The following is a 24,040-nucleotide window of genomic DNA, read 5'->3' as shown; positions in this document are numbered from 1 at the left end:
GCGTTATAGAGATGAACAGGGTAATAAAATTATAACTCCTACCCGAATTGTTGGAGACGCCAATATAGCCCCAGAGAGAAAAGTTGATCCAAGCCATTTGTTTCCCTAGAAAAAATTATATGAACGATGGAATTGGAGCTTGTTATAATGAGCCGGAAAAACAAAAATCAGAACTACTCATTCCAAGTAAGGAAGTTGATATTAAATGGCTAAAAAAATTGAAAATTTATGGTTATCCAATTGAAGAGACAGGTATACTCGACAAACAAACAAAAGCAGTCGTCACAGTATTCCAAATGCATTTTCGACCGAGTAATTTTTCTGGTATTCCAGATAAAGAAACCTGTGCTATATTGAATGCGTTAATGTGTAAATATTATCCTAAAGAAGCATTATTACTCACTAAAGAGCATTTATTGGAAAAGGAAAACAATTCGATTAAACTTTCTTCCAGTAATTTAAAGTTTTTTAAAGGAGCTACTCAAGAAGAAAGAGATCCTTCGTTGAAGGATCATCGAGAAACTTCTTCTGCGTTAACATTTCAGAAATGAGTGAAGCGAGTGGAAAGGGTAGAAAGCTTGGAGTTTTCTACCCTTTAAGCAAATTAGTGGTAAACCCATTTTGGTATTCTTTCTGATCGTAGAATACTTCCTTCAATTGATAGCTGGTCACTGTTAATCCACTGACTGCGGGGTTAAGCGATTTCTGTCAAAGTAGTCTCATCTGTATTTAAAAAGTCACGTTGGGTCATCGTCGTTTCCAATTGTTTTTTTTAAACGTTTTTATGTCCTTGTTAGTTCTTTGAGAAAAGAAACCCAATATCTCTTCGCCACTACAGCGAAGGCATGGGAATTAACTAAATCGTCTGATACAAATTGGGGGCAATAGGAACGAGTAAATTACTTAGAGGATGTGGATGGGAAGGCCTATCAACGACTCATAAAAATCGTGAGGAAGTGTGTAAGTTCCATTTCTGTAAAATAAGCCATCCCCTATAGTTTTTTCCATTTCTTTACCATAACCTGAGCCTAAATAATAACCGAGCATTAATGTGACTGCCCAAAGGAAACCGGTTACTAGAGAGGTATTTCAAATATTAAAAAAAAGGGGTGAAAATCACTTACTTTAATTACAAATGGATTTAATTCGATTTTGGACAGTTTTATCAGTTTAATTTTGGTAGTTCGAATTATAAAGATGGGGGGTTGAGAGACTGCTATTTTCTAGCAGTCTATTAAACTGAATTATGCAAATTTTTTACAGAAAATATTCAGGTGAGTTTATTATAAAAATCTTTAAGGATAAAAGCATAGTACAAAAATTTAGTTCCGGAGCGATGTTTGCCGTCGCTATAGTTTCTAGGATTTCAGAATTCCTTGTGGGATATGATGAAGCTAAAGAAATTCCCTAGATTGGAAACCATGAAGCGTTCTGAGGTTTTAACACATTTTTTATATTTTTAGCTTCGGTATCAACGCGTGCTTTTGGTATATTAAGCTTTAGGTAAAGGTGTTTTCGCTATAATTAATAGGTGTACGGATGATAATGAACTTGATTTAGAAAAAAATTCTTTCCCAAGAGAGATGGAAAAATTTCCGAGTTTTTCATTCAAAATTAGCAAAGAGGATTCCTATTTATTCGGTAATCTAGTCTTGTTGTCTTTTAGATCGATACAAAAAATATCTGAAAATTGGCCAAATCGTAAAGTTTTTGTAAAAAATGGAGTCATTCTACTTTGAAAGCTATGAAGACGTTAATTTTAAGTGGACTTGCTTTAGGTTCCTTTGCTACCCATTTTTGTATTGGATAAAAGATGGCTCAAAGAGGTTGGAATCGCATACATGAGGGATTGGGAGAGAGTATCAATGGTTAAGAGGTTAAGAGTAGCAACTTCATTAGTTAATGTTATTTTTTATCCAAAAGCCTCATTTAATTTTCTAGACGTATAGACGTATGTCAATAATTTTTTATGTCTTCGTTTGTTGTTTGGTGTAATACAAATAGCCATTGGCTTAAAATGTAGGTTGTATGAATTTGGTCTTGATCGGAGTTTTTGGTCTTCTTTTTTATTGGGAGCCGGCATGGAGACTGAAGCTGAAGGAATAGAGTGGAAGGGCAGCTGGTTTTCTTTTTTTGAAAGATTTTTATAGGAAATTTTTGCAAATTTACGCGACAATTATGAATGGAGGTGGAGTGTTAGCTTTTGGGTCAGGACTTCTATCGTTCGTTGTTAAGACGTAAAATTTCAAAGGGAACCTATCAGCGAATGGAAAACCTAGAGGAGTGTGAAGAGGTAGAATCACAATCCGGAGAGTGAGCAATTTATAATTGTTTCAACATGTCAGGTTCAAAAAAACACTAAGTTAGAAGTTCTCGCCGGAGGTAAAGAGGTAAAAATGAAGTGATGAATAAATCGGCAGTAAATCCTTCGCTCTTTAGGTTATTTTCTATACTACGCCCTAGCGATGGGGGGATGAGGATAATAATAATTAGGGATTCGTAAGAGTACCGTCAATGGCATAACCTCCATTGACGCTGTTCATTCAATGAGGTATTTATATTAGGCCTCTTGGTCTGTTTAAATTTCAACACTTGAGATTATTGGAGGTGACATCAATAAAATATATATAAGGAAATATATGAAGCAATATAGAAAAACAAGAATATAGCGGAGAAAATTGAATATGGATTATTTTCTTTAATGTAATTGGTTATTATTATTTTGCCTATTTGCTACGAGTCCATCCAAGTCTAATGGAATACGAATTATGTAGCTATTTCATATTACAGCAGGTGGATTTGGCTTATTAACTTCATTTTATTATTTCTCCTATCCCTCCAATGCAGTTACCTATGGGGGGGTATTGGTTTGATCATATCAGTCCTAATCGCTCATTAATTATTGCTATTAGTAACGTGGGGGATATCAGTTTTCGCTTATTTTGAATTATTTGATTTGGCATTGATTGGCCGTTTTTATTGTGAGGTTTGGTGCCGCTTTCGCTTATGTCACGGCCTAAAAATTGGCTTTGACTTGCTTGCCTTGAAAATATTTTGCTACGGTAAGGGGTATTGTCACAAGTTGTGGCATGGTTACTGCAATTTTCACCGATATTTATTTGACTCGCGCTATAAAAGTAGATAGTTTCTATTTTGCTTTGTATATTTCATTATTTGTTGGTGTAGGCCTAATTCTGCTCATATGGCTACTTATTCAAGATAAACCTAGATTGCTAGAGGAAAATGATTGGGAAATGGCCGTTTAGGTTATCGGCAATTAGGCGACTTCTTATAGAAAATTATAAAAAATCGACAGATGTGGTTTACCGGCGTCGCGTTGGCTCATTACTTTATTTACCTTACTCTGTGTTTTTAGATATGGGCAATTCCGTATTTGCGTTACGTTCATCATCTCACTCCTGAACAAGTAGCTTGGGGCGGTATAATACTAATTGGCTAGATTGTATCGAGTTTTGTTAGCGGAGCTATCTCAGATATTTTTTGGACCTGTAAAAAAAACTTACTTTTTTATTCTTTTTTGCCAACTATTGTTCCAAGTATTACAACTATTGTTTCAAGTATTGTTTTATTTGCCCATTGGTTATCTTTTTACGTTTTCTATCCTTTTTCTATCATTTATTGTTAATTTTTGGTATTTGTTGTGGCCTCCATCCCTTATGCTTTACTTTGGTAAAGAAAATAATCCGCATAAAATTTCAGGAACGGCCATTACATTTACTAACTTCGTTATTATGATAGGAGGTTTCATTTTTAAACTGGTGGTAGGTAACATTTTAGATTGGCTATGGGACGGACGATTGGAAAACGGTATCTATATTTATACAGCGGACAATTATACTTATGCCAATAGGGTTATTTATATAAGGAATTATTATACTTTTTATTAAAGAGACTTATCGTTAAGTCAACCAGTAATAATTAAATATAAGTAATTATTTTTTAATTTTAGGTGTTGCTTTCTTAAGTAAATCTTTAGCCTTTTTGCTTTTGGATTAAATTTCAAATATTTTTTTTTAAAGAAATTAACAGTTAAAAAAAATATTGCATGTCATAATAGTAACATAGGCTAAGATTGTAAGCCGATTGAAAACAAGGTTAGAATTGTTTTTCAGACCCTAAATAATAATGAATGCCGGTTTTATATTAATCAAGTTCATAGAAAATAAGTCCTAAAGAAAAGAAAATATCATCATAATACCCGGGTAAGAAGTAAAAATTGTTGATGACCACCGAGGGCAGGTTCTTTTTTGAGATAGCGCAAGTATTTGATCCTCCATTTTTTTAATTTCTTAATTATTTCAGAATAAATTTGATAAAAAAGTATTCCACTAAGATAGACACAAAAAAATAAAAATATTTCTAGAGATACTTTATCGGCTGTATTTTATAGGTGTTCATAACAAATGAAATAATTTGTAGGACTGAAGCCTTCAATATTATCCTAAAGCAGCCCCTTTGAATTAATGAAAATTCATCGAAGCCGAATCCATAGGCGCCAATCATGCTCAATAAGCTATCTCGTGGAGTTTTGGCAAAACATCCCCTTGATTTCGTTTAAAGTATTCTCCAATAGCATTGGTAATTAATCTAAGGAAAAGTTATCATAGAAATCGAGTTTCGAATAATCAAGTTCGTCCAGTTCTTACAAAGAGTTAAATCCTTTATCTGAGGAAATTATCAGTAACTTTCTTTTTTTAATTTTACTTAAATTCTCAAGGCAACGAATGGCGCCAATAGGAAATAATAATTGTGCATCTTTTAGCACTTCTTTGTAATAGTGAAAGATTAGGTCTATTATTTAATTTGAGTAATAATTATCGGAGATGGAACGTTCATTAAATTCAATTTTAATTTTTTCAATTAATAGAGACCTTTTCTATGTCAATTTTTTTATGTTATTTCAAGGTAATCAGAAATTCTTTTAATTGAAAATTTTTAATAGAAAAGAAATTGCTTTTAACGCTATTAAAAATATAATTGGAAAAAATAATCAAAGGTTTTTTTAATGAATGAGGTTTTCAGATCGTATTTTCTTATATTAAAGTAATATTAGCATAGTTTTCTAAATAATAAATTATAAAATATAATTTTTTTATAGAAATAGACTTAATATAGAATAGTTTTTTAAAAAATTTAATTTTATTTTATATAAAATTGCTAATTATGTAACGAATATCAACTTTAGATAAACTCAATTTCTCTTTTAATTGAATGTTTTTTTTTGAGAACTAAATAACTAAACTGACCACTTCCCGTACCTAATTCTAAAATATAAAAAGGTTAAACTATAGATTTTGGTTTTTTTAAGTTAATTTTGAATGAAGAAAATTACTATTTTCGAATAAGTGGAAGCAATATAAGGATTACTAGTAATATAAAAGGCACTTCATCTGTCCAAGTATCTACGCCTTTTTGATAATAAAAAGCTCTTTGCCCTGTCCAAAGTTGTGATTATGATAGGGGCTTTGTTTTTTTAATAATGATTGTTTTATTGATCATAAAACCTTTAAGTCGCTGAGGATTTTTTAAATTTTAATACAGAACATAATTTAATAATTAAAAAATTGGGAATGATTTAATTAGAAACCTGTTGAAAATAATTGGTTTAGTATGGACTATATTTTTTTACAGTGCTTTTGATAGCAAAGTAAACGGTGAATTAAGAGCATCGTTAAAATACTACATAGAAATAATAAGGGTATCCGAGAAGATTGCTGACATAGTGTAAAATAAGTCAGTACCGATTTTAGGAAGGTATTAAAAGTGAAAAGAAATTCTTTACCAACTATAGGCTAATAATATTATCTTTTTGGTCTTTTTTTTAGATAAGTAGCATGAATTATTTTAGTCTTCTTGCCCTAAATTTTTCAATTTCCATTAGTGGCTTTTACTCTTTTCCACTGTGCATGTGGAAGATAATTAATAAAAAGATACATCTTGCACCTAAAAGAAGAATTAAACTAACTCCTAATTTACTTAAATGATTAGGGTGATTAACCAGATATAAAATAGGTGAGGTATAAACACTTAAAACTCAGACTAAAAAGCTCAAACAAATATAAAGACTAGCTCGATTGTACATGATGTCTAAGGAGCATAAATATGCTGTTTCACATCAAAAAAAATTTTTTAATGTACAGAAGTTAGATTGAGAGAGCTACTAGTATGGAATTACTTAAGCTATATAATTGATATTGTTTTACAGAAAATGACAAAACAATAATTGCCTATCTCATCATTCCAAAACGACGATTCATAAATGTTTTTATATCCTAATCAAGGATTCGTGGATAAAGTTCTGTACCCTAGTAATAATCAAAAATAAAATTACCGCTTGCACTATGATTCGAAGTAGATGGAAAGTTATGGCCTTTGGAATAAAGAAACAAGAAAAAATAAACTAAAAATATTTAATGTGCCTAAAATTCTGCCAAAGTTATCGTAAACGATCGTGTCTGAAAGCCAATACAATTGATAAGCGCTAAGGTAAAATAAAATTAATGAAAGAAAAAAATAAGTTACCCCTTTCGCTTTATAAACAGGAATATTTTTTTGATGTATGAGAACCTTTGAACTGTTTGACCAGCATGACTCGTATTAATAGGAGCTGGACAACCATAAAAATTCCGATTATAGCCACCCTTTCTGGGTTCCAAAGAAAACAGGGCCCCAGATACGGGACAGCCCTGTAAAAAATCCTTCTTGAATAAAGAGGTGAAGTAAAGTTTTTAGAAAGCCATCTAAAACTACGCTGGTGTACCACATAAATAATAGCAGCGGGAGGGTATAAAACGATTAAAAAGAGAAGGAGAAGTGAATGCCGAAAGAAGCGATAAAAAACTAATTGGCTCATTTCCATTGCCCTAGCTGTAGTCTCCTTAAGAATTTAGAAGATAATAACATATAGGAGCCTCGGGTGAAGGGGGCTTTGGACTTAGTAACTTCATGGATTGCCGCGGTTGCAAATGACTGTAATATGTCTTTTACTTGTTTAAGCATATTTTCTGAAATATAACATTATAAATTTTTCCCAAATTAAATTAATGTTATTTATATCAAGTGCTTATGAGTCATAGATTTTTATTGGCTGTTATTAAATTTATCTTCCCTTCTTTAATTCTTAGTAACATTTGACGGTTGTGTAGCTTCTCCCTATAAACCTTGGCGTAGTACCGCAAGCGTAATTAAAAAGTATCAAACTTATACTTCGGAAAATTTAGAACCTTATTTTGAGCGGGCTGGAGTTCCCTATCTCCCTAAAAAAAATTCATTATTAGTATTTAAGGATACGCATCGAATGTAATTGTTGACTCGAAGTAGTGGTCGTTGGCACTATATTCGTTCTTTTTCTATTTTAGCTTTTTCCAGTGGAGGCCCTGGACCTAAACTTCATGATCGCGATCATCAAGTGCCTGAAGGGATTTATAACATTGTCGGTTACAATCCCGACAGTCGATTTGATCTTTCGCTAATGCTTAATTATCCCAACGCTTTTGACCAATATCATGCCGAATTAGATGGTTGACGTAATTTCGGTGATGATATTTTCATCCATGGGAACCATTATTCTATTGGTTGTATTCCGTTAGGAAATAAAGGCTATTGAACAGTTGTTTGTTTTAGCCTATCTCATTGGGGAAAGTCACATTAAAGTCATTATTGCTCCCAATGATTTGGGTTATCATCTTCCCCATCTATAGAGACGTACACCCTCATTGGTTGCTGTAATTGTACGCCTAAATTAGGAAAGCACTTCAACCTTATTCTTAAATTTTGTTAGAGATTAAGGAATATTTATTTAATCGCGCTGGTTTTCGGGGGCAGCGGAAAGGGATTAATCGATTGCTCCAGAGCACTTAAAGCTTCGCCTCTAATTCCTTCAGAAATTGCTTTTACAAATAAAGAACTAATAAAAAAACCATACGATTTTTTAGGGTTTGTACTGCCATTTCTTTATTAGTAATTTCGAACCCTGTGAAAACCGGTAAAGTCGTTTAGGATTTTATTTGCGATAAACATAATAGAGCATTCCCTGGTCGAAAGTAACAATTTTTTTAATTCGTTTAGAGGTCGAAGGGGAAATTAACAAAATAGGAGCAAAGTCCGTAGCCCTACATAAGGTATAATGATGATGCGTCTCCTCCGGAGGTAAATCGACTACAAGACAACCATCAATACCGTCTAATTTCATTTGATAATAAATTTATTCGCATGTAACGAGTAGGGGATTAAAATAAGTAAATAAAATAATGGGAATTTGACTGTATGTTCTAAACGTACTTATTAATTTAAGGACAGCTTGAAAAGTAATTCCTTGTGCGAGAGCTCGGGTTGCTGTTTGTTGGATAATTAGTCCATCGTCGATGGGATCTGAAAAAGGGACCCCTATTTCTAAAATATTTACTCCACCTTTCACTAAAGCAAGCATTGCTTCCAGCGAACAGTGCAATCTGCCATTCCCAGTAAATAAATAGATGACATAACCAGAATGTTTTTTTATCGGTTATTCAATTCGATTTATCATATTGCATTACTTGTAGTAAATCTTTATCGCCTCGTCCCGATAAGTTAACAATAATACTATCGTTCTGAGTAAATATTTTTTTCCCATGAGTAATTAGATAAGCTAAAGCATGAGAGGATTCTAGTACTGGAATAATAACTTTAATTCGACCCAGTAATTTAAATGCTGGTAAAGCTTCTTCATCACTGGCCCTTGTATGAGTGGCTCGTTCCGTTTCATAAAGCGCAGAATGTTGTGGACCAATTGTGGGATAATCCAAGCCCGCTGAAACGGAGTGGTGGAAGCAATTTATCCGTATCTGTCTTGTAAAACGTAAGTGTAAGTACCCATATAACAGCCGTTTTTGCCTTTACATAATACGTGCTGCGTACTCGTTGAGATGAGGGACCTTTCCCGCCGGATTCTACCCTAATTAAACTCACGTTTGGATCTTCAATAAAAATAGAAAAATACCAATGGCATTTGAACCTCTTCCCATGCAAGCAATAACTACATCGGGTTGTTTCTGGATTTGCGCATGAATCTGTTCTTTCACTTCTTTACCAATGACCGATTGAAATAAAGCAACCATTTCAGGGTGGGGGCGGGGAGTCTAAAGCCGATCCTAAACAATAGTGCGTGTGTTCATAAGAAGCGGACCAATCTTGTGATGCTTTATTAACGGGGTCTTTTAGAGTTTGAAATCCTGTGGTAACAAGAATTACATTAGCGCCTAATATTTCATCGTTTCTAGATTGGGCGATTGACGTTCGATCTCTTTAGCGCCCATATAAATATCGTAGGTTAAATTGAAATAAGCATAAGAGGTAGCTGTAGCTACACTGTGTTGTCCTGACTCTGTTTCTAAGATTATTCAGTTTTTCGAAGCTTTTTAGCTAGAAGGCATTGACCGAAGGCGTTATTTAATTTGTGAGCCCCAGTATGAAGCAGATCTTCTCGTTTTAAGAAAATACATGGACCCTGAAGGGTGTCCCTCAATTGCTTTGCTTCGGTTAAGGGAGTTGGTCGACCTGAATAATTATGTATAATAGCCTATAATTACTATTGAAAGGCTGAAGTTGTAACAAAATTATTCATTACTTCTTATAGTTCTTTAACAGATGCTATTAATGTTTCAGAAAGATAATAGCATACAAAAGTCTCAAAACGACCCCTTACACTATTCAAAAAATTTTTGTTACATGATTTTGAGGAAGTATTCTAAATAAATGATTGAATGAGAAAAATATTTTTATTTCCTTCGGTATCTTAAACACCACCGGATATATCGATGTTATAAGGTGAAGTTAGTTAAACTGCTTAAAAAATATTTTTTGATGAAAGTCCACCTAAAATAAAGTAGCAAAATTTTCCCATATAATTAAAATTAACTAAATCATAGGATTCACAACTTCTGTCTTTAGAATTATCAAATAAAATGAAGTCACGGTTTTCTCTTAAATGATCCGTACCTTTCACATTGTCAGGTATAATAATCACTTCTTTATTAACTGTTAAGAAATGTATACATTTATAAAATTTAGTAACAAATGACGTTCTGATTTATATAAATAACCTTGAAATTGGATAACTTTAATTTAGTAGATCTCGAAAAAAATCTTTGATTTCTTTGTCTGAATAGTCGACAAATATATCAATCCGCGTACTGCCTGGTTTTCTGAGTGCACCAGAAATTTCTTGAGCAGTAATTATATTCATATAGCAATTTGATTTGGAATAAGTAATTATTCCAAATCAAATTAGCAGCTTAATAAAAAGTTTTTTTATAAGAAATGGCTCTTTTATAACACATATCTTTATGTAAATATTATTAATCATAATTACTGTATAATATTAATAATAAATTTTTTTAAGATTTTTGGATTTAAAAAAAACTTCACTAATTAAAATCTCGTCATATCCATAAAAAATGTAACGTTCTGCATCATACAAAGTTTGGATATCGGACTCAGAAACGCTTAGAACAGAATTTAAAATATAGAGTTTTAATCAAAAAGCGTTTATTAGATCGACCTAAAAATTTGTCATATTTCGATTATTAACACCAATATTATTGTCGTCAATTTTAAGTTCGTAATCTAATTCATTACGATTGTGTACTTCAATTAACGTATCAATACTATATTCCTTGGCAGTTTAAAATAAATCTTGAGTTTTTTATTTTAAAATAGAAAGGATTAATAATATAGAATTTGCTCCTGCTGAAACAGTTTCTTCTATTTTAATAAAATCCAATATAAAATCATTTCGAAAAAAATAGAAGTAGAATTAAATAGAGTACTGATTATTTTAAGATCGTTAATGGAACCTTTAAAGGCAAATTCATAAGTTAAAATTGATAAAGCTAAAGTGCCTTCAGGAAGATATTTTTAGATAAAATAAGGAAATCTGAAATATTAGCTAAATTTTAATTCGAAGAAGACTTATTCTTAATTTCGGAAATAATGTTAATTTTTTCTGACTGTAAAGTTTGTTTAAAATATTTTTTTAAGGAATGGGATCTTTTCTCATAAGGGAAATGATATTTTAATCAGTTGATTTCCTGTTTTTTATTTCCCAAAATTTCTTTAAAATAATATTTCATAATATTTTTTCTATAATTGGTTAATTATAGTTAATAATGCTCCTATTTTTAATAGTTTAATGTACTAGCTCAATTTATGCCATAATAGAAAGGGTTTCTCCTGTAATATAGAACACAACGCTAGTATTAAAAATGTATCATTTATGGGATAAAAATTTAATTTTGGTATTGCTAACTTTAATCTCTAATAAAGAAGAATAGTTAAGACCCTAATCTTTAGGGTCAAGCTAATAATACGTTTTTGTATATTCGTTGATTTCTATTACATCTACAAGTCCGAGACAATTTATCTTATTGAGTCAAAGGCCATGAAAAATAATTACTTTATTTATTTTTAGCCTGATAAGAACATTGGCATAACGCTCTAATAGATTTTTTCATAAACTCCTAAAACAAGATGGATTGATTTTACAGTATTCAGTAGCAGTCTAAGTAAATTTAATGAAGAAACACGAACATAAATTTTATCGTTGTCGGCATATCGTAATATTAAAATTCGTCTTTATTTTTGCTTGTTTTAATAGTTTATAAACCCATATAACGACCTATGCTACGTTGAATATGAACTACAGGATTGCTAATGTGCAATTTTTTCAAATTACGAATTAATAAATTGGGATCTATTTTTTGTCTTTTTCTAGACGGTGTTGACATACTTGCTCGCTGAATAGTTGAAATTTTGAAATAAGAATAAAAGGAAGATTAGAACATAAAATAACTTGATCGAGAGGGGCAATGGTGATGTTATAGGGTTCACTTTTAGTTAAAAAATCTTGCCAATTTTTACTTTGGATAGATGTAATTTCGATTTCTTTCATTAAATCAAATAAAGTTTCGCGGCGAGCTGCTGTCTCGGCACAAAATAATACTAGTCTTTTTTTCGATGAAATCTTAATGACCAAAATATTTTGTCAGGAGCATATAACGGTCGGATAACGTCGTAGCCTAATTGTTCGTAACGATTTTTTTACCTTATGCTAAAATTGTTTAGCAGATGCCTCTAAATCTCCGATTAAAATAATGACCATATTTTGAGGTAGATAAGAAAAAGGCTTTGGGTATTCTAAAAAAATAAAGGTAAATAATATTATATGCCCGTTGCCGATTTTCCTGCACTGACTTTGTTAATAAAGAGGAGCATCTTGTGGGTTTCCTGAAAATTTAGCTCTCCAGCTCTGGCGGAAGCGGGTAATCGCTTCTTCAGTTAGCGGGTATTCACGTGCCGGCAATAAGAAAATCGGTTCTATTTTTTCAAGCGAGCATTGGGTTTCTGGATCAAAATTACCAATACTAACGACTTCATTGTCGAACAATTCAATGCGATAAGGTAAAGGACTTCCCATTGGAAAAATGTCAACAATGGATCCTCATTAAGCGTATTCTCCATGTTCCATAACTTGCTGAATAGGACGGTACCACCAGATAAAAGTCTTTCACAATTTTTTCTAATGAAAATTTTTGCTTAATGAAGTACAAAGTTATTTTTTTTCTAAATGATCAGAGGGACAAAGACGTTGCATAAGGGTAGGAAAGGCACGGACTATAATTCGCCGTGAAAGACGAGGTAACTGGTAAAGAGTTAGCAGCCTTTCGTAAATAATATCTTGGTGGGGAAAGAAGTGGTCGTAAAGTAAAGTTTACCATGTGAGAAAATGTAAAATGGGTGTTTCATTTTTAGCTGTAAAAAAAAGGACAACGCGTGGAGAAAACGATTGTCGGAATGAACATCCAAAGTGATTAACAATAGAGGTCCAAAATTTTTAGCGGCGAGAGTGCTAACAGCGAGACTAATACCATTACCTTTCAAATTACCCCAGTGAAGAAAGGTATCTGCAGCGCGAAGGGCCGCTGGTTGTAGAGGACTTATCAACATTAATCGATTAACCGATCAATTATCAATTTTAGCTGCGCATATGAAGTCGTTTTCCGACAAGCCCTTAACAGCGTGAGTAATGAATTTTACAAGGCAGTGATTATAGCTAATTTCAAGATCCGGATGATGGTTTTCTTAGTTGGCAATCCATACAATTGCATTAACGAAGCTCATTGTCTGATAAAAATTTTTAAAACGAAATGTTTTTCTGATTTGGGCGGCACACTTTCATTTAATTCCCACGTATTTAATCTTTCCATTAGGTTAGTAACTTCTTCTTTGGTAAGCGCAGGAGTGCCACCTTCGCATGGCTTACATTTTTTTCAGAAAGTTTGTGAACGATCATTTTCAATAATGCCTCCACCTAAGCATTGATTCCCTAAATAAAAAACTACAGATTGGCCGGCTGTTATGGCTCGTTGTGGTTTTTCGAACACTGCCCGACAGTGGTCCGAAGCAAGCGATGAAATGATGCACGATTGATCTGCTTGACGGTAGCGAGTTTTAGCCTTGCAGGTCAAGGGTGGTGAAGGCGGACTGCCTTGAATCCAATGCACGTTGGAAAAAGAGAGTTCTTTGGTATAGAGCAAAGGATGATCATGCCCTTGACCCACGATTAATACATTACGCTTAACGTCTTTATCAATGACGTACCAAGGCTTTTCGTTACTATCAGGACGACCACCGATGTGAAGGCCTTTGCGTTGTCCGCGAGTATAGAACATGATACCGTCATGCTTGCCGACAACCTTGCCTTCGGGTGTTTCCATATTTCCTGGTTGTGCCAATAAAAATTCGCTAAGAAATTCCTTAAATTTGCGCTCACCAATAAAACAAATGCTTGTGCTATCTTTTTTGGCGTGGGTGATTAAACCCGCATTTTTTGCTATTGCTCGAATATCAGATTTTCGGTAATTACTTAGGGGGAAAAAGCTATGAGCCAATTGGTATTGATTGAGAAGATACAAAAAATAGCTTTGATCTTTGTTCTCGTCACGGGCTTTTAACAACTTAAAATAGCCGTTTTCCTCTTGCAAGCCGGCATAATGACCTGTAGCAAGATAATCTGCGCCTAGTTTTTTAGCATGTTCAAGTAGGGATTTGAATTTAATTTCTCGATTACATAATACATCGGGATTAGGTGTTCGACCATTAGCAAATTCGTCCAAGCAATATTGAAAAACATTGGTCCAGTATTCCTTACTAAAATTGATCGTGTATAAAGGGATGTCAATATGATCCGCAATGGCCTTGGCATCGCTTAGATCCTGTTCGGCTGTGCACATAGGGTCATTCTTGTCGCCTTCCCAGTTTTGCATGAAAAGCCCAAAGATTTTGTATCCTGCTTTTTTTAAGGTGAGTGCGGCCACAGAGGAGTCCACACCTCCTGAAAGGCCTACGGCAATCACTTGATTTTGTTTGAAATTTAACATGATACTAGTGTAGAAGATGCAGAATGAAAGTCAAGAAGGATAAGAGAGAAGGATAATGGAATGTCTCATACAGTAAATTTGCGTCTTGGCTTTGAAAACGGTACATTAAGGCTTTTTTCTGGTGAGCTCAAGCGCCTAAACTACGAGGAGTAACTATGAGTCTTTTGAATCTTTTAGGTATTGGTACGGCCTATGGTGCGCCAGTTGTCGCCCAACAACCTCCTCATCCTGGAAGCTTTTGGTCGATGCTGTGGTTACCACTCTTATTAATTTTGGTTTTTTATTTTCTGTTAATCAGACCCCAGGCTAAGCGAGCGAAAGAACAAAGGCAGTTACTGGAAAATATTACCATTGGAGATGAAGTTATGACGACTGGAGGCATTGCAGGAAAAGTAACGCGATTAAAAGATAACTTCGTTGTGCTTGAAATAGGCAAAGCCACAGAAATCACTGTGAAAAAGGGATCGATTGCTTCGATATTGCCTAAAGGCACCATCGATTCGATTTAATTTTTTTTTGCTTAAGGTAAAGCATGAATCGATATCCGCTCTGGCGTTATATTTTGCTCGCTTTTCTCATCCTAGAGGGTGTGATTTATGCGTTCCCTAATTTATATGGTGAAGATCCAGCCATTCAAATTTCGGCAAAAAAAGGGGTGTCTATTAGGCCGGAGCTAGAAAAACGGATTGCATCGAATCTGAATGCTCAGAGTATTCCTTACCAATATTTTCAACGCACTGCGAATTCAATCTTAGTCCGCTTTCCTAATACGGAAGCTCAACTCAAAGCACAAGATGTGATCCAAGCGAGTGTGGATACAGATTACTCAGTCGCATTAAATTTAGCGCCCCGTACTCCGAAATGTCTCCAAGCGATTGGCGCCAAACCCATGCGATTGGGATTGGATTTGCGGGGAGGGATTCACTTTTTATTAGACGTTGATGTCGATGCTATGCTTAAGGCCCAGGAAGGCGGAGATGTTCATAGTATCACTGCTGCTCTTCGCGAAGCACGAGTTCGATATACTAATATGAGCAGTGATTCACAGGGAATTATCATCCATTTCTGCGATATGCAAGCGCGTGAGCAAGGAATGAATCTATTACAAAAAAAATTCAGGGATTATCAATTTCAAGGCCAAGGGCTAAACATTCGAGGGACTATTTCCAAGGAAGCTTTCCATCAAATCCAACAAAATGCAGTCGAGCAGATTACTGGTATTCTTCGAACACGGGTAAATGAGCTAGGTGTGGCTGAACCAGTAATTCAACAGCAAGGAGAAAGTCATATTAGTGTCGATCTCCCAGGTATCCAAGATACTGCCCGGGCAAAAGATATTATTGGTAAAGTGGCTACCATCCGTTTGCAATTGGTTGATGTGGAGCACGATGCTCAAACAGCTGCTAAAACAGGGGCCGTGCCTTTTGGTTCAAAATTATATGCCTATGAAAATGAACCTGTCTTACTCAAGCAGCAGGTAGTTTTAAAGGGAACTTCAATTATTAATGCCTCAAGTATTATTGGAGAAACTGGCCGCCCCGCGGTACAAATTCGGGTAAGTGGTAGTGAAGTGTCTTCTTTTAATCGAATTACTGAGAAAAATGTGGGTAAACCATTAGCGGTGGTATATGTGGAAACCCAAACCACTCGGCATTTGGAAAACGGAAAAGTAGTTACGTGGCACCGTCAGCTGGAACGGGTAATTAACATCGCGACCATCCAGACGGCTTTAGGAAATGATTTTCAAATCACTAATCTTTCTACTATGGAATACGCTAAGAATTTAGCGTTATTGCTGCGTTCCGGTGCTTATCCGGTTCCAGTGGATTTTGTTCAGGAGCGGGTAGTGGGTCCTAGCCTTGGCCAAGAAAATATCCATATGGGTGTGCTTTCTACTGAGATTGGTGCCTTGTTAGTGATTTTACTTATGGCATTTTATTATTGCTTATTTGGAATTATTGCTGATATCGCATTGATATTAAATATAATTTTTATTGTTTCTGTACTGTCAATTTTAGGCGCAACACTAACACTGCCCGGTATTGCCGGAATTGTTTTAACCGTGGGCATGGCCGTAGATGCCAATATATTAATTAACGAGAGGATCCGTGAAGAGCTTCGGAACGGGATGTCGTTTCACGCAAGCATTAAAGCGGGATATGATCGTGCCTTTGCTACCATCGTGGACGCTAATGTGACGACATTGATTGTAATGATCGTTTTATTTGCTTTAGGCTCTGGGCCTGTCCAAGGATTTGCGGTAACCACTACAATTGGACTTCTTTCCTCCATGTTAACGGCGATTTTCTTTACTCGTGCCGTCGTCAATTTGATTTATGGACGTCGAGGCGTTTCCCGATTATCTATTGGAATTAAACCTAAACTTGTTGAAGGTAAATGGTAATGGAATTTTTTAAAGCTAATACCAAAATTCCATTCATGCGTCAACGTAAATGGGCTGGTATTTTTTCAGCCATTATTTTTCTTGCTTCTATAATGTCTATTTTTATTTATGGATTAAATTTAGGATTGGATTTTACGGGAGGAACTCAGGTTGAAGTGAGTTTTGCGCAACCGGTTGATACATCTGCGATTCGAAAAAATTTAGCGGATCAAGGTTTTCCTCAAACAGTAGTCCGGGTTTATGATGTTCGTCATATTTTGGTTCGTATAGCGCCGCACAAAGAGTTAATCCAAGAGCAGCTCAAAGAAAAATTAATAGCAGCGATGCCCGGTGGCACTATTGGATCGTTGGATTATATCGGTCCGCAGGTGGGGCAGCAATTAATGACGAATGGGATTTTAGCTGTCATTGTAGGCTTAATTGCTACTATGATTTACATCGCTTTACGTTTCGAATTTCGCTTTGCTTTAAGTGCTGCTATTGCTTTGATTCATGATCCCATATTAATTTTAGGAATTTTTTCTTTTTTCCATTTAGAATTTAATTTAATTGTATTGGCAGCAGTCTTAACGGTCATAGGTTATTCCCTTAATGATACTATCGTAGTTTATGATCGAATTCGCCAAAATTTCGGCAAAGTTCGTTGTGGCACTCCAATGGAAATTGTAGATTTATCCATTAATCAAACCTTATCCCGAACCATTATGACCTCAGGTTTAACATTAATTGTTGTGGTGGCTTTATTTATTTTTGGTGGTACCACCTTGCGACCTTTTACTTTGGCTTTAATCATCGGAATCATCATCGGGACTTACTCCTCCATCTACATAGCCAGTTCCTTGGCCGTTACGTTCGGTCTTAACCGACAACATCTCATTCGCTCCCCTAAAAAAATTGAAGATAATTTACCTTAGTTGTTAGTTTTTCATTCTCACCTGCTCTTAAAATCATCCTCCCACGGCTGTCCTCATATCAAGAAAACTCTTATAAAACAATTGATTTTTGGTACAATCCGCGGAACGACGAAAGCATATTTTTTTATGATAACGAAACTTCCTGCGCGTGCTTGCCTTGCTGGAAATTCGAAAAATTTAGTATTTTTGGCTATATCTTTAATCGAGAATAAAAAATTGGTGAAGGCTATAGTAAAGGCAATAATTACATTCTTCATATCACTTTTGGGTTTATCAACTGTTTTTGTCAACGATTCTCCTAATGCAACTTATTATGGAACTTATGGAGCACAATTATGTAACAAGCCTGGTTTTGAGTGCATCAAGGTTCAAAAAGGGTAACCCTGGCAAAATTTGTTTTCGGATGAAAATCAATGCGATCTAGTCCAAAGGTTGAACCGAACGGATACTTTTTTATATCCTGGTAAAACGATAGTTGTACCAAAGGATTTAAAATACGAACCTTTATAGTATTTCTCCATTTCCACTTCAAATTAAAAAACCTGATGAAAAATTAATCATTGTAAATCAAGATCAATTGGCCTGAGGAGCTTATATGATCAGCAAGTTCAATTAGTTAAATGGGGGTCCTATTTCTTCAAGAAAAAACTTTTCTCACGACGTTAATCGTTCCTTTAACCATTACGGATATATTTTATGTTTTTCATAAAAAAAAGAGAAGGATGCAAATCTAATGTATTCCCGGTAGAGACGAGTTGAGGAGCAATCATGCCCTATTGCATGTTCTTTTATAAAGAATTTGCTCTTCATGGCTCTAATTAAGTTACAGAGTACTGAGACAGTTATGGTTGTGTTCGTTTATTTAAACAAGATGCTAAATGATGGCTAAATGAAAATTTTGTTGATATTGCAACAAAAGACAGTCATTTAGGAACAAAAGTGGTGATTGAAAAACTAACTATTAGGGAATGAGTTAAATCAGCATAATCCATCGAAAATTAATAATAACCCTAGTTAAGTGGACTGATGATCAGCGCTTAGGAAAAAATACTCCGCTATCCTTATAGTTGTTATCCTGTAAGATATAAATTTGATTATTATAATTTAGTACTGCAACTTGCTGGTCAATATCATCCAAAAAACGGTTTATTTTATTCATAAAATTTCTAATCAAGGTGTTAATCTCTTTCAGGTCAGCACGGGAGAAGACCCTTACATCATTCATATCAATACCACTATAGCTCCTCATAATTGGTCTGTTCTATCGACCAATCAGAAGAGATTGAAATACATTTGTACCAATGAGGGAAGTGATCTCTTGAAATTTAAAGTGATTGATTGTAGGGAAGTATTGGATATATGTAAATTTCCATGGACTCGATTTAGCGATAATAATCAAGGAAATTATTGGGATTAAAAATATTGATTCTGCTAACGGAGTGGTTAGTGCCATGCGGTGGCATGGGATTTTATTGATAGATCCAAAGAAAAAATGGTAGCAGATAACAGCGATATAAATGACGACTAATATGAAAAGGTTATTAAGCCTTCTCATGTTATTGTTTTTATCTTCATCAAGATTTGGAGAAAATAACTTAGTTTTTCAAGATTATTACTAAAGAAATTACTAAGCTGCTGAAAAAGGTTTGAAAGAACTTTCTGAGAAAGAAATGGTGAAGCGCTCTTCTATTTAGCCATTAGCCATGATATACATGAATCGTTATGGCGTTAGAAGAAATTTTTCTAATGGGTTTGAGTTAATGACGTAGTCTGCAGATCAAAAATATTTGCCTGCTCAGTTGTATTTAGGAAATTATTACTTTACCGAACAAAAAAATTTAGAAAATGCTCTTCTTTTTTAGAAAAGCAGCAGATACCAATGCCCAATTATTTACTGGCATTAGTTAGTTATCTATATGGATGGGGAGTTAAAAAAATAAAGATCTAGCAAAAAAATATATTGTTGGAGCAGCGAAAAGTGATATTCCGTTGGCGGAGTACCAATTAGAAAAGATTTTTTTATCCAGTAAACATCTGGGTGATAAACGGATGGGAAGGATTTAGCGCATGAAAGCAGCTGAAAAGCATAATTATCCTGAAGCTCAATATTTACTAAGTAATATTCTTTATGAAAGCAAAGATAGAAAAGATAAGATAGAAGCAATTTGAGTGGTTAGAAAAAGCTTCTTCAAACGGTAGCAAACGAGCTAATTAGAAACTACAGAAAATTAATGGAGTGAAAACAAAAGATTCTTAAATTGCGGGAACTTCAAATTCCTTAACCATGACGCCGCGCCCTATAACCCTCATAAAGCTTCTATTGTTAAATTAAATTTTAATTTAACAGAACCTCAAAATATATCGCCGGAAAAATCTTAAGTTATATGATACGATTTAATTACCAAAAAGAAAATGTTGAATTGGTAGTCTTTTATTATACTTTTAAGTACCCGTTGGTGTAGTTAATTATCAGCAAGCTTTTAAATTACTAATCAAGCCAGGCTTATTTTGAAAATCCTCAAACGCTGTTTAAATTAGGACAGATATGTATGATAATGGTTTCGGAGTATAAAAAGATTCGCAGACTGCTTTTCAGTACTATCTAAAATTTTCTGAGCAAGAAGACTTTAAAGATGAATATGAACTAGGTCTGTTCTATTTACAAGGGAAAGTCGTTTCCCAAGACTATGAGAAAGCGATTAATTGGCTCATCCAATCAGCTCTAAAGGGAAATTCCCAGGCACAGTTTTTTTCGGGCACTATTTATGAATATTGTATTAAGGTGAAAGGGAAAACTATTTTTAATAATTTTGATAACGCAAAGGTAATGTATAATCTGACTGTTAATAGTAGCTTATACCAGTGGCTGCTTTTCGTTTGGCAGAACTTTATTTAAGTGGATTGCTTAACCCTAGCAATAATGTTTCCCTACAAAGAAAGAATTTATCCCTCGTCTATAAGCTTTATCAGAAAGCTGCAGAAGAAGGTATAACAAATGCAAATATTGCATTGGGTTATTTTTATATGTAGCAAAAGAAATTAATTCCCGAATCTGAAAAACTCATCGAGAGTGTTAAAAAAGCGACTAGTTTAAGAGATACGAAGTTGATGATGTTATTTGGCTATTTTATATGATTGTGGTATTGGAATTAATAGTCATATAAAGAAGAGCTATGGAGTTTTTTAAAAAAAAATTCTGAAGAAAACAATGCGATTGCTGAACTTATGTTGGGTACTTATTACCTTACTGAGAAACAGAAGCAGAAAGAAGGTATCCACTTATTAGAAAAGGCTTCAAAGCAAGGAAATGATTTTTCTCACTATAATCTAGCGGTCTTAGCAAAGCAAAATCTCTATGTTAAACCTGGAGAGAACTTTTTGTCTGTCCTTATTAAGGCTGCGGAACATTACGATAAAGTTAATATTAGCTGATTATTGTTTGATTAGCCCTTCTGATTCCGAAGATTTAAAAAAAAGCGGTGGATATTTATCAACAATTAGCTGAAAAAGAAGATCCTGCTGCCGAATTAAAGTTAGGATTTATAAACGAACATGGAATCGTTTTTTAAAAAAAATTATCAAAAGGCTTTAGAGTGGTACCAAAAATCTGTAGATCAAGGGAATCTGATTGCTCAATTTTTATTGGGAAATATGTATTACTTTTGGGCAGGGGATAGATCGTAGTGTGGATAAAGCTATTGAATGGTTAACGAAATCAGAAGCTCAACATTATGTTTTTTTGAAGTTGGTCTTGGTTTTATTTATGAAATGAGTAATACGACTTACGACTATGCTAAAGCAATAGAATGGTATACAGTGGCTGTTGAATCAAATAATCCTCAAGTATTATACAATTTAGGTTTGATGTATGAGTGAGTATGGCAAAGGAGTTCCAGTAAATTACTAAAGAGCTTTTCAAGTCTACGCGCAAGCCTCCCGGTATGAGTCTGTTCCTGCCACCCTTCAAATAGCAAAAATGTATCTGAAAGGGTTCGGCGTTCGCTTCAAACCGATGATAGCTTTAAAAGCTTTCAAATGGACAGCAAAGCAAAATGATCCTAACGTATGGTATCAATTGGGTTTAATGAGTGAAACTGGGGTGGCTCAGAAAATTGATTTAGATTCACCTCGTATTTATTTACGAAAAAGCAGTAAAAGCCAGGAAGCACGGAAGCCAATCTCGCTTTAGATCATATTTATCAATTTGGAGTGGGCGTTCCAATAGATAGAGCTAGTAGACAGAGCTAGGGCTATTAGTTTTTATGAAGCTACTGCAGATTCAGGTAATGAATTTGCCAAAAAGCAATTGAATGTTATCACGAACCAATCGACAAACATTTCGGAGTATCCTTATCAATGTGTCAAAAAAGTCGTTGTAGACAAGGTGGAACATTCCATATAGAAGAAAGCTACTGATTGGATTTCTCCTGTGGCCTAATATTGATTACATGCAAGCAATTGATGAGTTAAATGCGGGAGAAATTAATTGTGCCACAGTTTCTTTGCATAAGAATTAAAAATAGAGTAAATTTTGAGCCTAATCGAGAAACTATTTCTAATTATTTCTGTCATTAAGGTCGATTTGATGATTGGTAATTGTCTTTTTTAAAATTAATTCGTGTAGGGTTTTATAAATTTTAGGATTACCGCCGATTAAATTTCCATTTTCCATATAATCATTTTTTCCTTGAAAATCACCTACAAAACCGCCTGCTTCGGTAATGAGTAAAATTCCCGCGGCCATGTCCCATGGTTTTAAGGCCATTTCCCAAAAACCATCTAAACGTCCAGCTGCTACATAGGCTAAATCTAAAGCGGCTGCACCTGAACGGCGAACACTTGCAGTTTGAGGAAAAATAGTTTCAAAAAGTTTAAGATATGTTTGAAAAAGTGCCTTTTCTTTAAAATGAAAACCCGTACCAACAAGCGCTTCGTTTATTTTTGTGCGAGTGCTAACCCGGATTTTACGATTATTTAATTGAGCACCGCCCCCTTGGGTAGCGGTAAATAATTCTTGACGGAGAGGGTCATATACAACCGCTACACTCAATTTATCTCGATACTTTAAAGCAATAGATATTGCTATTTGAGGAAAACCGTGAATGAAGTTAATAGTGCCATCTAAAGGGTCAATAATCCAGATGAAATCATTTTTAGATTTATGAAGACCCGATTCTTCAGCTAAGATAGTGTGGTCCGGATATGCCTTCTGAATAGTCTGAATAATTTCTTGTTCGGAAAGTTGATCTACTTGGGTAACGAAATCATTTTGATGTTTTTCTTTAACATCGACCGTATCGAGTCTGTCTACAAAACGAACAATGATGCGTGCGGCGTTGCGGGCAGCTTGAACAGCGATATTAAGCATTGGGTGCATAAGTGTACTTCCTTAGGGTAGTCATAGGGTTTAGAATGATAACATGTGACTTATGCCTTTAAAAGTAACCTAGATTTTTACTAGGAAGTTCTGATTATGGCTTCTGGCTTAGGAATTTTTCCTCTCCTTGCTTTTATCAATAGGGAGGCTAATGTTATGATTCCGCGATATTTAATCACATTCGAATAGTTTTGGTTAACCTTAGCCATCCTGGAAATATCGGTGCCACTGTTCGAGCTATGAAAAACATGGGCTTCTCAAGATTGTACTTGGTTCAACCGGAATTTTTCCGCATGAGCAGGCTACAGCTTGGGCGGCAGGGGCAGATGATATCTTGGCTCAAGCCATTGTGGTCGATGATTTAAATACAGTACTCAAGGGTTGTAATTCTGTGTATGGAAGCAGCGCCCGAGATCATACATTGACATGGCCTCTGAAAACCGTACGGCGGTGTGGTAAACAAGTTGTTACACAGGTGGGTGAAATATAGCGATCGTATTTGGGCGGGAACGATCATGTCTTAACAAATGAAGAGCTTTCTTATTGTCATTATCATGTGACAATACCAGCCGAAAAAGAATTCAGCTCTTTAAATTTAGCGCAAGCTGTGCAAATTATTACGTATGAAATGTGCATGGCTTCCTTCAATTAGAAGGAAAGCAAAAAACCATCAGAAAAATTTAACCGAAAAAGCAACTGCCGAACAAATGTCTGGATTTTATCATCATTTGGAAAAAACGCTAATAGCCGTTAACTAAGCGGTTAAATTTATAGATATTAAGCAACCCAAAATGCTTATGAAAAGGTTAAAGCGTCTCTTCAACCGCGCTGAGATTGATGAAACTGAGTTGAATATTTTACGAGGCATCCTAAGTATTATTTGAGGCATCCTAAGTACTATTTATAGACG

General features: G+C 34.6%; 19 protein-coding genes and 4 pseudogenes. 14 read left to right on the top strand and 9 right to left on the bottom strand.

Translation table 11 applies throughout. The features are described 5' to 3' along the window. Window positions 1–119 precede the first annotated feature (119 nt). Together CleRt_RS10110 and CleRt_RS11965 are read left to right on the top strand one after the other, a co-directional pair. Entirely contained in the window at window positions 120–551 is a 432-nt protein-coding gene (locus tag CleRt_RS10110; protein WP_157870843.1) for a peptidoglycan-binding protein, read from the top strand. Between the two features lie 6,776 nt (window positions 552–7,327). Continuing rightward, window positions 7,328–7,546, top strand: a complete 219-nt coding sequence (locus CleRt_RS11965; protein WP_235378866.1) for a hypothetical protein — start codon at window positions 7,328–7,330, stop codon at window positions 7,544–7,546. A 269-nt stretch (window positions 7,547–7,815) separates the two neighbouring features. Here CleRt_RS11965 and trpA read toward each other — a convergent pair. From trpA to mnmA, 8 genes and pseudogenes are all read right to left on the bottom strand, one after another. Next, window positions 7,816–8,521: pseudogene (gene trpA, locus CleRt_RS13315) on the bottom strand (tryptophan synthase subunit alpha). Window positions 8,522–8,528: 7 nt separating this feature from the next. Then, entirely contained in the window at window positions 8,529–8,804 is a 276-nt protein-coding gene (locus tag CleRt_RS11955; RefSeq protein ID WP_235378864.1) for a PALP domain-containing protein, read from the bottom strand. A 159-nt stretch (window positions 8,805–8,963) separates the two neighbouring features. Then, the gene (locus CleRt_RS11950; protein ID WP_235378863.1) at window positions 8,964–9,116 is read right to left on the bottom strand and encodes a hypothetical protein; all 153 of its coding nucleotides are present in this window, start codon (window positions 9,114–9,116) and stop codon (window positions 8,964–8,966) included. A 1,442-nt stretch (window positions 9,117–10,558) separates the two neighbouring features. Continuing rightward, window positions 10,559–10,666: pseudogene (locus tag CleRt_RS14110) on the bottom strand (indole-3-glycerol phosphate synthase TrpC); the annotation flags it as partial. 1,083 nt (window positions 10,667–11,749) lie between these two features. Then, complete coding sequence (locus CleRt_RS11945) at window positions 11,750–12,031, bottom strand: hypothetical protein (RefSeq protein WP_053097892.1); 282 nt, start codon at window positions 12,029–12,031, stop codon at window positions 11,750–11,752. 222 nt (window positions 12,032–12,253) lie between these two features. After that, the gene (locus CleRt_RS11940) at window positions 12,254–12,472 is read right to left on the bottom strand and encodes a hypothetical protein (protein WP_053097890.1); all 219 of its coding nucleotides are present in this window, start codon (window positions 12,470–12,472) and stop codon (window positions 12,254–12,256) included. A gap of 545 nt (window positions 12,473–13,017) precedes the next feature. Next, window positions 13,018–13,325: pseudogene (locus tag CleRt_RS10710) on the bottom strand (4a-hydroxytetrahydrobiopterin dehydratase); the annotation flags it as partial. After that, window positions 13,326–14,435: a tRNA 2-thiouridine(34) synthase MnmA gene (mnmA, locus tag CleRt_RS04720; RefSeq protein ID WP_048875274.1), complete on the bottom strand. Its 1,110-nt coding sequence runs from the start codon at window positions 14,433–14,435 to the stop codon at window positions 13,326–13,328. Between the two features lie 155 nt (window positions 14,436–14,590). Here mnmA and yajC point away from each other — a divergent pair, with 155 nt between their 5' ends. The 8 genes and pseudogenes from yajC (at window position 14,591) to CleRt_RS11925 (ending at window position 21,942) form a co-directional block, all read left to right on the top strand. Further along, window positions 14,591–14,944 carry a preprotein translocase subunit YajC gene (gene yajC, locus CleRt_RS04715; protein ID WP_048875273.1) on the top strand — a complete coding sequence of 118 codons (354 nt, stop codon included), beginning with the start codon at window positions 14,591–14,593 and terminating at the stop codon, window positions 14,942–14,944. 23 nt (window positions 14,945–14,967) lie between these two features. Continuing rightward, window positions 14,968–16,839, top strand: a complete 1,872-nt coding sequence (secD, locus tag CleRt_RS04710) for a protein translocase subunit SecD (protein WP_048875272.1) — start codon at window positions 14,968–14,970, stop codon at window positions 16,837–16,839. Further along, a complete protein-coding gene (gene secF, locus CleRt_RS04705) occupies window positions 16,839–17,753 on the top strand; it encodes a protein translocase subunit SecF (protein WP_048875793.1) in 915 nt (304 codons plus the stop codon). The genes secD and secF overlap by 1 nt, the downstream gene beginning before the upstream one ends. Window positions 17,754–17,981: 228 nt before the next feature. After that, a pseudogene (locus tag CleRt_RS14105) lies at window positions 17,982–18,725 on the top strand (L,D-transpeptidase). Window positions 18,726–18,870: 145 nt separating this feature from the next. After that, window positions 18,871–19,170, top strand: a complete 300-nt coding sequence (locus CleRt_RS10090; RefSeq protein WP_157870842.1) for a hypothetical protein — start codon at window positions 18,871–18,873, stop codon at window positions 19,168–19,170. A gap of 1,233 nt (window positions 19,171–20,403) precedes the next feature. After that, window positions 20,404–20,649 (top strand): hypothetical protein, encoded by a 246-nt coding sequence (locus CleRt_RS11930; protein ID WP_235379211.1) that lies wholly within the window; start codon window positions 20,404–20,406, stop codon window positions 20,647–20,649. Window positions 20,650–21,305: 656 nt separating this feature from the next. Then, window positions 21,306–21,437 carry a hypothetical protein gene (locus tag CleRt_RS14565; RefSeq protein ID WP_503465667.1) on the top strand — a complete coding sequence of 44 codons (132 nt, stop codon included), beginning with the start codon at window positions 21,306–21,308 and terminating at the stop codon, window positions 21,435–21,437. A 292-nt stretch (window positions 21,438–21,729) separates the two neighbouring features. Next, the gene (locus CleRt_RS11925; RefSeq protein WP_235378860.1) at window positions 21,730–21,942 is read left to right on the top strand and encodes an SEL1-like repeat protein; all 213 of its coding nucleotides are present in this window, start codon (window positions 21,730–21,732) and stop codon (window positions 21,940–21,942) included. Between the two features lie 366 nt (window positions 21,943–22,308). Here the strand turns inward: CleRt_RS11925 and CleRt_RS04685 are convergent, their stop codons facing one another. Continuing rightward, window positions 22,309–23,130, bottom strand: coding sequence for an inositol monophosphatase family protein (locus tag CleRt_RS04685; RefSeq protein ID WP_048875270.1), 822 nt, complete (start codon window positions 23,128–23,130; stop codon window positions 22,309–22,311). A gap of 191 nt (window positions 23,131–23,321) precedes the next feature. Between CleRt_RS04685 and CleRt_RS14100 the strand changes: the two genes are divergently transcribed. The 4 genes from CleRt_RS14100 (at window position 23,322) to CleRt_RS14560 (ending at window position 24,014) form a co-directional block, all read left to right on the top strand. After that, window positions 23,322–23,495, top strand: coding sequence for a TrmH family RNA methyltransferase (locus CleRt_RS14100; RefSeq protein ID WP_235378859.1), 174 nt, complete (start codon window positions 23,322–23,324; stop codon window positions 23,493–23,495). Further along, window positions 23,465–23,620: a hypothetical protein gene (locus CleRt_RS11915; protein WP_235379250.1), complete on the top strand. Its 156-nt coding sequence runs from the start codon at window positions 23,465–23,467 to the stop codon at window positions 23,618–23,620. Before CleRt_RS14100 ends, CleRt_RS11915 begins: the two co-directional genes overlap by 31 nt. Before the next feature lie 66 nt (window positions 23,621–23,686). Continuing rightward, complete coding sequence (locus CleRt_RS13310) at window positions 23,687–23,782, top strand: hypothetical protein (RefSeq protein ID WP_306686838.1); 96 nt, start codon at window positions 23,687–23,689, stop codon at window positions 23,780–23,782. Between the two features lie 118 nt (window positions 23,783–23,900). Beyond that, window positions 23,901–24,014 (top strand): hypothetical protein, encoded by a 114-nt coding sequence (locus tag CleRt_RS14560; RefSeq protein ID WP_503465670.1) that lies wholly within the window; start codon window positions 23,901–23,903, stop codon window positions 24,012–24,014. Window positions 24,015–24,040: the final 26 nt, after the last annotated feature.

This window comes from Candidatus Coxiella mudrowiae, from assembly GCA_001077715.1.
GTDB lineage: Bacteria > Pseudomonadota > Gammaproteobacteria > Coxiellales > Coxiellaceae > Coxiella > Coxiella mudrowiae.
Note: the sequence above shows the minus strand (reverse complement) of the source record. Positions and strands in the feature narration are given on the sequence as shown.

Excerpts from the sequence above, each read along its gene's own strand:
- CleRt_RS10110 (WP_157870843.1), top strand. The coding sequence starts at position 120 with ATGAACGATGGAATTGGAGCTTGTTATAATGAGCCGGAAAAACAAAAA.
- CleRt_RS11950 (WP_235378863.1), bottom strand. The coding sequence starts at position 9,116 with ATGGTTGCTTTATTTCAATCGGTCATTGGTAAAGAAGTGAAAGAACAG.
- CleRt_RS11940 (WP_053097890.1), bottom strand. The coding sequence starts at position 12,472 with ATGGGAAGTCCTTTACCTTATCGCATTGAATTGTTCGACAATGAAGTC.
- mnmA (WP_048875274.1), bottom strand. The coding sequence starts at position 14,435 with ATGTTAAATTTCAAACAAAATCAAGTGATTGCCGTAGGCCTTTCAGGA.
- yajC (WP_048875273.1), top strand. The coding sequence starts at position 14,591 with ATGAGTCTTTTGAATCTTTTAGGTATTGGTACGGCCTATGGTGCGCCA.
- secD (WP_048875272.1), top strand. The coding sequence starts at position 14,968 with ATGAATCGATATCCGCTCTGGCGTTATATTTTGCTCGCTTTTCTCATC.
- secF (WP_048875793.1), top strand. The coding sequence starts at position 16,839 with ATGGAATTTTTTAAAGCTAATACCAAAATTCCATTCATGCGTCAACGT.
- CleRt_RS14565 (WP_503465667.1), top strand. The coding sequence starts at position 21,306 with ATGGAATCGTTTTTTAAAAAAAATTATCAAAAGGCTTTAGAGTGGTAC.
- CleRt_RS11925 (WP_235378860.1), top strand. The coding sequence starts at position 21,730 with ATGTATCTGAAAGGGTTCGGCGTTCGCTTCAAACCGATGATAGCTTTA.
- CleRt_RS04685 (WP_048875270.1), bottom strand. The coding sequence starts at position 23,130 with ATGCACCCAATGCTTAATATCGCTGTTCAAGCTGCCCGCAACGCCGCA.